At 74.1% G+C, this 12,871-nt stretch carries 9 protein-coding genes and 1 tRNA gene; 6 read left to right on the forward strand and 4 right to left on the reverse strand.

Translation table 11 applies throughout. From position 1 onward, the window contains the following. Nucleotides 1–26 precede the first annotated feature (26 nt). On the reverse strand, nt 27–566 hold the full coding sequence (locus tag Sfr03f_RS24990; RefSeq protein WP_108956341.1) for a SigE family RNA polymerase sigma factor: 540 nt from the start codon (nt 564–566) through the stop codon (nt 27–29). Nucleotides 567–1,945: 1,379 nt separating this feature from the next. Here Sfr03f_RS24990 and Sfr03f_RS24995 point away from each other — a divergent pair. Beyond that, the gene (locus Sfr03f_RS24995) at nt 1,946–3,337 is read left to right on the forward strand and encodes an FAD-binding oxidoreductase (RefSeq protein WP_108956343.1); all 1,392 of its coding nucleotides are present in this window, start codon (nt 1,946–1,948) and stop codon (nt 3,335–3,337) included. A gap of 122 nt (nt 3,338–3,459) precedes the next feature. Here the strand turns inward: Sfr03f_RS24995 and Sfr03f_RS25000 are convergent. Both Sfr03f_RS25000 and Sfr03f_RS25005 read right to left on the reverse strand, forming a co-directional pair. Beyond that, a tRNA-Ser gene (locus Sfr03f_RS25000) sits at nt 3,460–3,546 on the reverse strand. 61 nt (nt 3,547–3,607) lie between these two features. Continuing rightward, nucleotides 3,608–5,128 carry a S1C family serine protease gene (locus Sfr03f_RS25005; RefSeq protein WP_108956345.1) on the reverse strand — a complete coding sequence of 507 codons (1,521 nt, stop codon included), beginning with the start codon at nt 5,126–5,128 and terminating at the stop codon, nt 3,608–3,610. A gap of 269 nt (nt 5,129–5,397) precedes the next feature. Here Sfr03f_RS25005 and Sfr03f_RS25010 point away from each other — a divergent pair, with 269 nt between their 5' ends. The 3 genes from Sfr03f_RS25010 (at nt 5,398) to Sfr03f_RS25020 (ending at nt 8,113) form a co-directional block, all read left to right on the forward strand. Beyond that, entirely contained in the window at nt 5,398–6,225 is an 828-nt protein-coding gene (locus tag Sfr03f_RS25010) for a glycerophosphodiester phosphodiesterase (RefSeq protein ID WP_108956347.1), read from the forward strand. A gap of 85 nt (nt 6,226–6,310) precedes the next feature. Beyond that, entirely contained in the window at nt 6,311–6,958 is a 648-nt protein-coding gene (locus tag Sfr03f_RS25015) for an ATP-binding protein (protein WP_108956348.1), read from the forward strand. A 174-nt stretch (nt 6,959–7,132) separates the two neighbouring features. Further along, entirely contained in the window at nt 7,133–8,113 is a 981-nt protein-coding gene (locus Sfr03f_RS25020; protein ID WP_108956350.1) for a DUF5926 family protein, read from the forward strand. 215 nt (nt 8,114–8,328) lie between these two features. Here the strand turns inward: Sfr03f_RS25020 and Sfr03f_RS25025 are convergent, their stop codons facing one another. Continuing rightward, entirely contained in the window at nt 8,329–9,072 is a 744-nt protein-coding gene (locus Sfr03f_RS25025; protein ID WP_108956352.1) for a bifunctional DNA primase/polymerase, read from the reverse strand. 628 nt (nt 9,073–9,700) lie between these two features. Between Sfr03f_RS25025 and Sfr03f_RS25030 the strand changes: the two genes are divergently transcribed. Together Sfr03f_RS25030 and Sfr03f_RS25035 are read left to right on the forward strand one after the other, a co-directional pair. Next, the gene (locus Sfr03f_RS25030; protein ID WP_245967744.1) at nt 9,701–11,227 is read left to right on the forward strand and encodes a PP2C family protein-serine/threonine phosphatase; all 1,527 of its coding nucleotides are present in this window, start codon (nt 9,701–9,703) and stop codon (nt 11,225–11,227) included. 161 nt (nt 11,228–11,388) lie between these two features. Continuing rightward, nucleotides 11,389–12,846, forward strand: coding sequence for an aminopeptidase P family protein (locus tag Sfr03f_RS25035; protein ID WP_108956355.1), 1,458 nt, complete (start codon nt 11,389–11,391; stop codon nt 12,844–12,846). Nucleotides 12,847–12,871: the final 25 nt, after the last annotated feature.

Consider the following 12,871-nt stretch of genomic DNA (forward strand, 5'->3'; position numbering starts at 1 on the left):
CTGCACAGGTGGAGGCGCTCCCGTCACTACCTGGCGAGAGGCAATTCGGGGTCTTCGCGCAGCTTGACCAGGGCGCGGGACAGTGCCGACTTCACCGTGCCCACCGAGACGCCGAGCAGTTCGGCGGTGCGGGCCTCGCTCAGGTCCTCGTAGTAGCGGAGCACGACGATGGCGCGCTGGCGGTCGGGGAGACGCAGCACCGCGCGCCACAGGGCGTCGCGGGTGGCCTGCCGCTCGGCCGGGTCGGCCGGCGCGGCGGCGTGCTCGCGGGGCTCGGGCAGGGTGTCGCTGGGGAGCTCCTCGACGCGGCGGCGACGCCACTGGGAGGTGCGGGTGTTCACCAGGGCACGGCGGACGTAGCCGTCGAGGGCGCCGTGGTCGGCGATCCGGTCCCAGTGGACGTAGGTGCGGGCGAGGGCGGTCTGGAGCAGGTCCTCCGCGTCCAAGGGGTCGTTGGTCAGCGACCGGGCGGTGCGCAGCAGCACCGGCCGGCGGGCCTGGACGTACGACGCGAAGGAGGCGTAGGAGGTCGCACGCGGCGGTGGCGGTGCCGTCCTGGCTGTCATGCCTCCCACGCTAGGAGCGACGGGGCGTGGGCGGATCGGCCGCAGGGACCGGACGGGGTCCCCCGCAGGTCGGAGAGGGGCGGTGCCCGCACCTCCTGGAGAGCGAGGCGACCTCGGGGTTTCCCCCTGGGGTGAGCCCGGGGGCGGCCGAGGTGCCGGACGGATCGGCGCGGGCCCCGGCGCCGCAGCGGGTGACCGACCCGCGGCCCGGGTCGGCTTCGGACGGGCCCGGAGGCCCGAGACAGCTCCGGACGGGCCCGGGAGCCCAGGTCAGCTCCGGACGGGCCCGGGAGCCCAGGTCACCTCCGGACGGGCCCGGGAGCCCGGGACAGCTCCGGACGGGTCCGGAGGCCCGGGACAGCTCCAGGCGGGTCCGGAGGCCCGGGACAGCTCCAGGCGGGTCCGGAGGCCCAGGTCAGCTCCAGGCGGGTCCGGAGGCCCAGGTCAGCTCCAGGCGGGCCCGGAGGCCCAGGTCAGCTCCGGACGGGCCCGGGAGCCCGGGACAGCTCCGGACGGGTCCGGGGGCCCGGGCAGGGTCCGGGGACCGCCCGGGAACGGCCGGGGGTCGGCCCGCCCGGCCCGGGAGCGGCTCCGGAGGGGGGGACGACACGCTTCGGCCCGACCCCGGGAAGCCTGAAAGCCCCCGGAACCCCCGTAAACGCACCCGTGCGCGCGACGGCGTCGATCCGCCGCCGCGCGCACGGGCATCCCCATGAAGCACGCTCCTTCCGCGACCGCCGGGCCCTAGCGCTCCGGCGGCCGCGGTCCGCTCACCACAGACCTCCCTGGTAGTTCCGGATCCCGTGGGTGGGCCGCTCGCCCACCGGGGGACCGCCGCCGCGCGCCACCGCGCTGCGTGCGCGGGCCGTGCGGATGGATGCCATCTGGTTCCTCCTTTGTGGGTGGGCCGACACGAACACCGAGTCACGAGAAGGGCTGTTTCCCTCCGGGCCGGCGAACCGGCCCTTCGGACGGGGCGGTTGACCGGACCGTCCCGCTACTGCGTTCCTCGACCCGAGACATGCCCACCCCACGCCGGGCAAACCGTCCCGCACCGCCGGTTCGCTCGCAAGCGTGACGTCTTGTCGATAAACCCCCTCGCCGGACACACTCCGGCAAAACTCCTTCCACCACTCGCCGCGCATAGTGACCTGCGTCACACTGGAGAGGAGGGCACGTCGGGCGGGACGCCCGCACCGGCCTGGCACGACGCCTCCCACCAGGGGAGACGGTCGCGGACGTGGCCGCACGGAACGACGAGAACGACAGGACGGGCAGGGGGCCGCGGGTTGCCCGGACGCGTGCCCACGGAGACCGACGACCGTGCGCCGACTCCCGTCGAACCGCCTTGTCCCGAGGAGTGTTCGATCGTGAGCGCAATGGACGCAACGGCGCTCGACGGCCTGCGCACGGCCCTGCGGGGGCGTGCCGTCACGCCTGGCAACGCGGACTACGACGAGGCCCGCCGCGTGTACAACGGGATGATCGACCGGCGTCCGGCCGCAGTCGTGCGCTGCGTCGACGCAGCGGATGTGCGGGCCACCCTCGCCTACGCCCAGGAGACGGGCACCGATCTGGCGGTACGCGGCGGTGGCCACAGCGCCCCTGGCGCCTCGGTGATCGACGGCGGGATCACCCTGGACCTGACCCCGATGCGCTGGGTGCGCGTGGACGCCGAGGCGAGGATCGCTCAGGCGGGCGGGGGCAGCCTCCTGGGCGACCTGGACCACGCGACGCACACCTTCGGCCTCGGCATCCCGGCCGGGAACGTGTCGAGCACCGGCCTGGGCGGTCTCACCCTGGGCGGCGGGCACGGACATCTGACGCGCGCGTACGGACTGACCGTCGACAGCCTGATCGCCGCGGACGTGATCCTGGCCGACGGCAGGGCCGTCACCGCGACGGAGGAGAACCACCCCGACCTGTTCTGGGCGCTGCGCGGCGGAGGCGGCAACTTCGGCGTCGTCACCTCGTTCACCTTCCGCCTGCACCCGGTGCACACGGTCGGGACCGCCATCACGGTGTGGCCGATCGACCGCACGACCGACGTCCTGCGGTGGTACCGCGAGTTCCTGCCGTCGGCGCCGGAGGACCTCAACGGCTTCTTCGCGGTCATGAACATCCCGCCGGTGCCTCCGTTCCCGGAACCGATCCACGGGCGGAAGATGGCCGTGGTGGTGTGGTGCTACAGCGGTGACCTGGAACGGAACACGCTGGAGGAGCTGCGGTCGGCGGTCGACGAACCTGCGCCGCCGGCCTTCCACTTCGCCGCGCCCATGCCCTACCCGGTCCTGCAGAGCATGTTCGACCCCCTGATTCCCGAAGGCCTCCAGTGGTACTGGCGAGGGGACTTCTTCGACACCATCTCCGACGAGGCGGCCGAGGTGCACGAGAGGTACGGCAGTGCCATCCCCACGGCCCTGTCGACCATGCACCTGTATCCGGTGGACGGAGCGGCGCACCGGGTCGGCTCCGAGGCCACCGCCTGGGCGTACCGGGACGCCGTCTGGTCCGCGGTCATCAGCGGCATCGACCCCGACCCGGCCAACGCGGACCTGATCCGGCAGTGGTGCGTCGACTACTGGAGCGACCTGCACCCGCACTCCATGGGCGGCGCCTACGTCAACTTCCTGTGGGAGGCGGCGGGTCCCGACCACGTCCGGTCCACCTACCGGGGCAACTACGACCGGCTGGCCGACGTCAAGCGCGCCTACGACCCGTACAACTTCTTCCAGTCGAACCACAACATCGCCCCGGCGACCGCCGCCTGACGGCACGTCCGACCCACGAGAGCCGCAGGGGGCCTCCCGGACAGCAGGCTGTCACGGTGGCCGGACACGCGAACGGCCCCCGACCGACATCCCGGTCAGGGGCCGTTCCGCTGTTCTCAGCGCGGAGGCGGTGGGATTTGAACCCACGGTGACATCGCTGCCACGACGGTTTTCAAGACCGTTCCCTTCGGCCGCTCGGGCACGCCTCCCCGCGTCGGGCGAGCCCGGCGCGGGGACAAGAGTAACGGGTCCGTGAGGGGGGTTGTCAGGTCAGTTGTCGCCGGTGCGGGAGCCGAGGGTCAGTTCGACCGTGCGCTCCTTGCCGTCGCGCTCGAAGGTGAGCTTCACCGTGTCGCCCGGCTTGTGGGTCCAGATCTCGCCGATCAGGGCCGGGCCGCTGTCGATGGCCTTGTCGTCGAAGCGGGTGATCAGGTCGCCCGGCTCCAGGCCGGCCTTGTCGGCCGGGCCGCCCCGCTCGACGGCGGTGCCGCTGTCGCCGATGATGCGGGCGCCGCCCTCGCCCTCCGTCATGGTGACCGAGGCGCCGATCTTGGCGTACACCGGCTTGCCGGTCTTGATGAGCTCCTGGGCGACGAACTTGGCCTGGTTGATCGGGATGGCGAAACCGAGGCCGATGGAGCCGGCCTGGCCGGAGCCGAAGCCGTCGCCGGCGGACTGGATCGCGGAGTTGATGCCGATCACGGCGCCGTCCGCGTTCAGCAGCGGGCCACCGGAGTTGCCGGGGTTGATGGAGGCGTCGGTCTGCAGGGCACTCATGTACGAGGCCTTGCTGCCCGCGCCGCCGTCGCTGGAGGCCACCGGGCGGTTCTTGGCGCTGATGATGCCGGTCGTCACCGTGTTGGACAGGCCGAACGGGGCGCCGATGGCGATGGTCGGGTCACCGACCGCCACCTTCTCGGAGTCGCCCAGCGGCAGCGGCTTCAGGTTGTCCGGCGCGTTCTTCAGCTTGATGACCGCGACGTCGTAGCCCTGGGCGTGGCCGACCACCTCGGCGTCGTACTTCTTGCCGTCCGGGAAGGTCGCGGTGACCTTGCCGCTGTCGACGGCCTCGGCCACGACGTGGTTGTTGGTGACGATGTGGCCCTCGGTGTCGAAGACGAAGCCGGTGCCGGTGCCGCCCTCGCCGCCCGAGTTCTGGGCGTCGATGGTGACGGTGCTGGGCAGCGCGGAGGCGGCCACGCCGGCCACCGAGTCGGGGGCACGCTGCACGCTGCCGCCGCCCGCAGAGACCACGGTCGAGCTGCCCGGGCCGGACGAGTCGGCGAGGCTGAAGCCGATGCCGCCGCCGACGCCGCCGGCCACCAGCGCCGCCACGATCACGGCGGTGATCAGGCCGCGACCGCCGCGGCGGGGCTTGGGGGCCGGCTGCTGCAGGGGTGCGCCCCAGACGTCGGTGCCGTAACCGCCGGGAGCACCGGGAGCACCGGGGGCGCCGGGGGCCGCGGGCGGCGGCCAGGCGCCGGCCGGCTCCGCCCCGGGGGCACCGGACTGCGCGGCGGCCGCGTACGGCTGCTGGGCCTGGGCCTGGGCCTGTGCATGGGCGTGTGACGGCTGCGGCTGCGCGTAACCGGAACCGGAGGCGGCGGCCGGGTCCGGCTGCTCGGCCGGCACCGGCGGCAGCTGCTCGGTCGGGGCGCTCGCCGCGGGCGGCGCCGAGGGCACGGGCGGGACGGGCGGCGCGGCTGCCGGAGGAGCAGCGGGAGTCTCCCCCGTCGCCGGCGGGGCGGACGGAACCGGCGGAACCGCAGTGCCCTCGTTCTCGCTGCTCACAGCTCTTCTCCTCGATCCAGGCTGGTGTACGGGCTGGTGTACGGGCGGGATGTGTGGCATCCGTCCATCAGCTTTTCCCACAGGGCGTCAGAGCACGATAAGCCGTACGCCGTCGTGCCCGGACATTGTTTACTACGGACAATCCGCCCAGATCCGGCACGCGCACCAAATGACCGTCCAGGACGCTCCGTCCCCAGGTCCGCGGCCGTCCTCGCCACCGTCTCCCCACCGGCTCCCCGGCCGCCCGCCCGGGGTGGCACCATGTCGCGGTGACGAACGCAACGCAGCGGCGCATCCAGGTCGTCGCCCACCGCGGCGCCTCCGAGGACGCACCCGAACACACCCTCGCCGCGTACCGGAAGGCCATCGAGGACGGAGCGGACGCGCTCGAGTGCGACGTGCGTCTCACCGCCGACGGCCATCTGGTCTGCGTCCACGACCGCCGCGTCAACCGCACCTCCAACGGCCGGGGCGCCGTCTCGGCGCTGGAGCTGGCGGACCTGGCCGCCCTGGACTTCGGCTCCTGGAAGAACCCGGAGCAGTGGCACGGCCGCCCGGAGGCCCCCGAGTGGGAGCACCGGCCGGAGGACCGCGAAGCCACCTCGGTGCTCACCCTGGAGCGCCTGCTGGAGCTGGTCAGCGACGCCGGGCGGCGCGTGGAGCTGGCCGTGGAGACCAAGCACCCGACCCGCTGGGCCGGGCAGGTCGAGGAACGGCTGCTGATGCTGCTCAAGCGCTTCGGCCTGGACGCGCCGGAGACCCCCGAGGAGTCCCGGGTCCGGATCATGAGCTTCTCGGCCCGGTCGCTGCACCGGATCCACGCCGCCTCGCCGGCCCTGCCGACCGTCTACCTGATGCAGTTCGTCTCCCCCCGGCTCCGTGACGGGCGGCTGCCGGCCGGCGTGGGCATCGCCGGCCCTTCGATCCGCATCGTGCGCTCCCACCCCTCGTACGTCGAGCGGCTGCGGCGGGCGGGTCACCGGGTGCACGTCTGGACCGTCGACGAGCCCTCGGACGTGGAGCTCTGCGCCTCACTCGGGGTGGACGCCGTGATCACCAACCGGCCGCACGCGGTGCTGCGCCAGCTCGGCCGCTGACCCCCTGCCACGGGTCCGCCGCCCCCGCTGCCGGGCCCTTTCCGGGAGTGCACCGGCGCATCCGGCGTGTCGCCGGTGGGGGTGAATGCGTCCCGCCGGGCGGTCCCGGCGGTTTCCGCCGCAGATCAAGGGGGCATTCACACCCTGGCGTGGGGCGAAGGAGGTCTCGGGGGTGGCGTTGATGGTGGCACAGGAGGTGCCCACGTCGTCGAGCATGTCCGTTCCGCACGGGCCGGCCGGCGTGGGCCGGGCAAGACATCGGGTGCGCGACGAGCTCCGCCGTGGCGGGGTGCCCGATCCGGTGGTCGACGACACGGTGCTGATCCTGTCGGAACTGCTGAGCAACGCCTGCAAGCACGGGCGGCCGCTGAGCGGCGGCGCGGACGGGCAGGTGCGGGTGACCTGGCGGATCGATCCGGGCGGCCGGCTGACCGTGGAGGTCACCGACGGCGGCGGCCCGACCCGCCCCCGCCCGGCGACGCCGTCCGTGACGGCGCACGGCGGCCGGGGGCTGAACATCATCACCTCCCTGGCCGACGACTGGGGCGTGCGGGACGGGATCTCCGGCGAGGTCACGGTCTGGGTGGTCGTCCACCGCGACGTGCACGACCCGGACGCCGGGCGTCACCGCGAGGACTTCGCCGCGCGGGTGGCCGCGCCACGGGTGCCGGCGGTGGCCCAGCTGGCCGACCTCGACCTCGTCTTCCCGGACCCCTTCGACGGTCTGCCATGAGGGGTCCCGCCACGGTCACGTGCTACGCGCGTCGACCAGTGGCATATGGCACGCACGGCCGAGAGCCGGGCCGGGCGGGCGTGGTGACGCGCCGTCGGCGGCGGTTGCGGGCCGGGGAGCGGCTAGGCTCGCGGCCGAAGCACGAGCAGCCCAGCCGTACCCGGGAGACACCGCATGGCCAAGAAGCGTCAGACGAAGGGCGCGCGCCCGCAGCGCGCGGCCGGATCCCAGGTCGACGACGGGAACCTCCCGGTCGTCGGCGCCCGCGAACCCTGCCCGTGCGGCAGTGGCCGCCGCTACAAGGCCTGCCACGGCCGGGCCGCCGCGCAGGCGGTGACCGAGCTGGTGCAGCGTCCGTTCGAGGGCCTGCCGGGCGAGTGCGACTGGGTCGCGCTGCGCGAGCTGGTGCCCGCCGCGACGGTCGAGCTGACCCTCAAGGGCGGACTGCCCGAGGGCGTCCCCTCGGTCACGCTGGCCACGGTGCTGCCGATGGCGTGGCCCGCGCTGCGCCGCGACGACGGCTCGGTGCTGGTCGGCCTGCAGAACGACACCTCCTCCGGCGACCTCAGCCGTGACCTGGCCGACGTGCTGACGCAGGCGCTGGAGACCGAGCCGGGCAACCCGGTGCCCGGCCGCCGCGCGCCGGCCGACGGCCCGCGCCTGCAGGACCTGCTGGACGCGGACGCCCCGTTCGAGCCGGTGGTGCACTCCGGCTTCGAGTTCTGGGTGCCGGACGCGTCCGCCGCCACCGCCGACGTCAAGGCCTCGCTGGAGCGGGCCAACGAGGCGGCCGTGCCGACCGTCAAGCTGACGGGCGTGGACGCGGCCTACTGGTGCGAGACGCCGGAGAAGAACCACCTGCGCTGGGTCATGCCGCACGACGAGGAGCGCCTGCTGGACGCCCTCGCCCGGCTGCACGCCGCGCGCCGGACCGACCTCGGCGAAGGCACCCGCCTGGTGGGCTCGTTCCGCGCCCACGGCCTGGTCGTCCCGGTGTGGGACCTGCCGACCGGGGTCACCGCCGAGGACGTCGAGAAGCCGGCCGCCGAGTTCGCCGAGCGACTGGCCGCCGCGCTGTCCGACGACACCCCGCTGACGGCCGACGAGCGCCGCGCGCGCGGGGGCCTGACGAACCGCCAGGTGACGCTGAGCTGACGGTTTTCGGGCCGCGTCACAAGGGTCTTCCGGGGCACATCCGGGGACGGCCGAAAGGGCCGCGACCGAATTTGCCAACGGCCGATCTCTTGTTAACGTGCAAGTAGCCCGGTTGCTGGTGCATCCCCCGTCGCCAGCAACCGGGTCTTCGCATGTGCGGCCCCCTCGGCGCCCCTCTCGGCGTCCCCTCGGGGGCACCGGCCGCGCGGACGCGCTCAGGCGTCCGGCGCGCCGACTTCGGGCCGGGTCAGCGCGGTCACCGCCGTGCCGACCACCCGCTCCACGTCCGGCAGCCACGGCGCGGCGTCGCCCGGTTCCGGCTCACGCACCCAGCGGACGCGCCCCTGGCCGGTGACCGACGGCGGCAGCACGAGATAGCCCCCCTGACCGTGGAACCGCAGCGAACCGGGCACCATGTCCTGGGCGTAGAGGAGCTCGCCCAGCCGCTCCAGCGAGTACGGCCGCACCAGCAGCGCCCACCGGGTGGGCGAGGCGACGACCGGACCGAGCCGCACGCCCTCGCGCTCCAGCTCCGCCACCGCACGGGCGCCGGCCACCGCGGGAAGACTCACCGCGCTGGGTCCCTCGCCCTCCCCCGTGGCCAGCAGCACCGGCGCGGCCGGCCGGTTGGCCCACCACCACCGCACCATCCGCGCGTCGTGGGTCGCCGCCGGCAGGGCGGGGTCGAAGGGGTGGGCTCCCGGGGACGCGCAGTCCGCGTCGGGGCAGGCGCATCCCCCGTGCCCCTGCGGACCGGGCGCCACGGCGGGGAGAACCCGCCACCCCCAGCGGGCGAATCCGGCGGCCGCCTCGGCCGTCGCGGCCGTGAAGGCCGGCCGGCCGGCGCCGGTCACGCTCCCGTCGGCCGGGCGACGGCCCGGGGAGGCCGGGCCGCTCCCGGGGAGCAGACCGGACAGGAGCGACAGAAGCCTGCGTCGCTTTCCGAGGATCTCGCGCATGGGCGCTCGTTCCTTTCCGTTGCACGCTGGCAACACCGAGGACCACTTCACACCATGTGTCGATCACTGCACTGCGTACGTACTTGCGGCGCTTCACCGACCCTTGTCGGGCAGGGAGCACGAGCCGAGCGTCTGCTGCTCCGCGGCCGTGGTGCGCCCATCACCAGCATGGGCATGGCGCGGGGTGGCGAAGTTGCGTTTCGCCGTTCCTCGTCACGTCGGTTGCGCACGTACGGTGTTTCGTGTTGCTCGCCGCGGCGATCACCGCGGCCATGCCACTTCCGGACACCGGTTCGGCCGTCGACCAACAGCACGCGGGAGAGCGGTCACCGGGTTCCACGCGGCCCGCTCCACACCTCCGGCTCTCTCACCAGTAGGTACCCCGCAACTCCGGGGTGACGCGCCGCGGGGCGCATCCCTATACGACCGCACCCCCACCGGACCACGGCGCTTTCCGGACAGATCTCCTCGCGTTCCCGTCCGCCTCTGCGGCACCTCGCGCCCCAGAAGCTCACCGGGGAGGCGCCGGAAGGACCCCCAGGGAAAACGACGCCACGGACAGGACAATACTGGACATCTCGTGATCAGTCCGTTAGTTGTGGGGGGACCGTCGGCTGCGCGGAACCACATGGGGGTTTGCGATGCTTTTGCACGCTACGCACCGGCCCGTAAGCCGGACGCCATGAGCGCCCCTCACCCGCCGAAAGTGGCCGGATTCGATTCACTCGTGCCCTCCTCCGCCCCCGCGTCCTCCACAGTGCCTCCCGTGGCCGGAACGCCCTCGTGCACACCGCCCCCACGGGCCGGCGCCGCTCCCGACGCTCCCGCCCGCCCCGCGGCCGCGCGGCACTGCACGGAGCCCCGCACCCTCCTCGAGGACCGGCTGGCCGGCCGCATCGCCGACCTGGCCTCGCTGCACGACCTCACCCGCTGCCTGGTGCGCACCGGCACCGTCCGTGACGCGCTGCGCGAGATCCTGCACGCCGGGGCCCGCCTGCTCGGCGCCCGGCGGGGGCTGGCGGTGCTCGACCAGGACGGGCCGCCCGGGGCGTACGGCCCGAGCGGGGCGTACGGCCCGCACACCCCGGTGGGCCTCGGCCTGACCCACGAGGAGCTCGGACAGCTGGAGACCGTGCCGGCCGCCGACCGTCCGCAGGCCCCCCTGACCGCGGACCCCTCACTGACCGAGGTGGCCCGCGAGGCCCTGACCGCCGAGGACGGCCTCACCCCGCGCCACCGCGAGGTGGCGGACCGGCTGGGCTACGCGGCCACCTACGCCCACGCCCTGGACCCGCACGACGGATCCCGGCTCGGCGCCGCGGTCTGGCTGTTCGACGGGCCCGCCGTCCCCGGCCCGGCCGAGCGCCGCACGGCCTCCCACTACCTCGGCCTGGCCGCCGACCACCTGGCCCGCCTGCTGGAGGTGGACCGCGCCCGCGCCCGCCTGGCCTCGCTCACCGAGGGCCTCCTCCCCTCCCGCCTCCCCGCGATGCCCGGCGTGCGCCTGGCCGTGCGGCACCGCACCGGGCCGCTCGGCGGCGGCGACTGGTACGACGCGCTGCCGCTGCCCGAGGGGGCGCTCGGACTGGCGGTCGGCTCGGTCGCCGGATCGGGACCGCGCGCCGTGGCCGCGATGGGCCGGCTGCGGGCCGCGCTGCGCGCCTACGCGGTGATGGAGGGCGAGGACCCGGTCGCCGTCCTGTCCGACCTGGAGCTGCTGCTCCGCCTCACCGAGCCCGGCTGCCCGGCCACCGCCCTGTTCGCGCACTGCCGGCCCGGCGGGCGCCGCATGACCCTGGCCGGGGCGGGGCACAACCCGCCGCTGGTGATCGGCGACCGGCGGGCCGAGTTCGTCGAGACCGGGGTCTCCGCCCCGCTGGGCATGCTCGGCTGCTGGGAGGCACCGGGCGCCGAGGTCCGCCTGGACCCCGGCGAGACGGTGCTGCTGTGGACCGACGGCCTGCTGCGCCGCACCGGCGAACCCGTCGACCGGGCGTTCGCCCGGCTCCACCGGGCCGCGGCGGGCGTCCCCCGGCGGCTGCGCGGCGATCCGGAGACGGTCGCCGACCACGTGCTGCGGGCGGTGCTGCCGGACGGGCGGGACGCGGCGGACGGCACGGACGACGTGGTGCTCCTCGCCGCCCGCTTCGACTGACCGCCCCCGGCCCTCCCGCCCCGCCGCCCGGAGCGCACACCGGACGGCGACTGCCCTGCGTCGCGGACCGTGACCACGCGTACCGGGCCGCTTCCGCCCCTGGGGCCGTCCACCCTCGAAACGTACGATGGTGCATACATCAGTACATCGAGGAGGACGACGTGGCGGAAGAGCTGCCGGAGACCCCGGACACCGAAGCCGAAGAGCCGATCAAGCAGCGCAAGAACGGCCTGTACCCGGGCGTGTCCGACGAGCTCGCCGAGAACATGCGGACCGGCTGGGCCGACACCGAACTGCGCGACCTGGAGCCGATCGCTCAGGCGGAGGAGACCGCCCGCCGCCGCGCCGCGCTCTCCGCCCGCTTCCCGGGCGAGCGCCTGGTCGTCCCCGCCGGCAACCTCAAGACGCGTTCCAACGACACCGAGTACGCCTTCCGCTCCTCGGTGGAGTACGCCTACCTCACCGGCAACCAGACCGAGGACGGCGTCCTGGTCATGGAGCCGGCCTCGGACGGGCACAACGCCACGCTCTACCTGCTGCCGCGCTCCGACCGCGAGAACGGCGAGTTCTGGCTCTCCGGCCAGGGCGAGCTGTGGGTCGGCCGCCGCCACTCGCTCTCCGAGGCCGAGCTGCTGTACGGCATCCCCTGCTCCGACGTGCGCGAACTGGCCGGTGCGCTGCGCGAGGCCACCGGTCCGGTGCGCGTGGTGCGCGGCTACGACGCCGGCATCGAGGCGGCGCTGACCGACAAGGTCACCGCCGAGCGCGACGAGGAACTGCGGGTCTTCCTCTCCGAGATGCGTCTGGTCAAGGACGAGTTCGAGGTCGGCGAGCTGCAGAAGGCCGTCGACTCCACCGTCCGCGGCTTCGAGGACGTGGTGAAGGTCCTCGACCAGGCCAAGGCCACCTCGGAGCGGTACGTCGAGGGCACCTTCTTCCTGCGCGCCCGCGTCGAGGGCAACGACGTCGGCTACGGCACCATCGCCGCCTCCGGCCCGCACGCCTGCACCCTGCACTGGGTCCGCAACGACGGCCCGGTCCGCTCCGGCGACCTGCTGCTGCTCGACGCCGGCGTGGAGACGCACACGTACTACACGGCCGACGTCACCCGGACCCTCCCGGTCGACGGCCGCTTCACCGACGTCCAGCGCAAGATCTACGACGCGGTGTACGAGGCCCAGGAGGCCGGCATCGCCGCGGTCAGGCCGGGTGCCAAGTACCGCGACTTCCACGACGCGGCGCAGCGCGTGCTGGCCGAGAAGCTGGTCGAGTGGGGCCTCGTCGAGGGTCCGGTGGAGCGCGTCCTGGAGCTCGGTCTGCAGCGCCGCTGGACCCTGCACGGCACCGGGCACATGCTCGGCATGGACGTCCACGACTGCGCGGCCGCCCGCACCGAGACCTACGTCGGGGGCACGCTCGAGCCGGGCATGTGCCTGACCGTCGAGCCGGGCCTCTACTTCCAGGCCGACGACCTCACCGTGCCCGAGGAGTACCGCGGCATCGGCGTGCGGATCGAGGACGACATCCTCGTCACCGAGGACGGCAACCGGAACCTGTCGGCCGCCCTCCCGCGCCGCTCCGAGGACGTCGAGGCCTGGATGGCGGACCTCGGCGCCTGATCCGTCACGGGTCCCTGTGCCGCCC

It is taken from the genome of Streptomyces fragilis (assembly GCF_003112515.1).
GTDB classification, from domain to species: Bacteria; Actinomycetota; Actinomycetes; order Streptomycetales; family Streptomycetaceae; genus Streptomyces; species Streptomyces fragilis.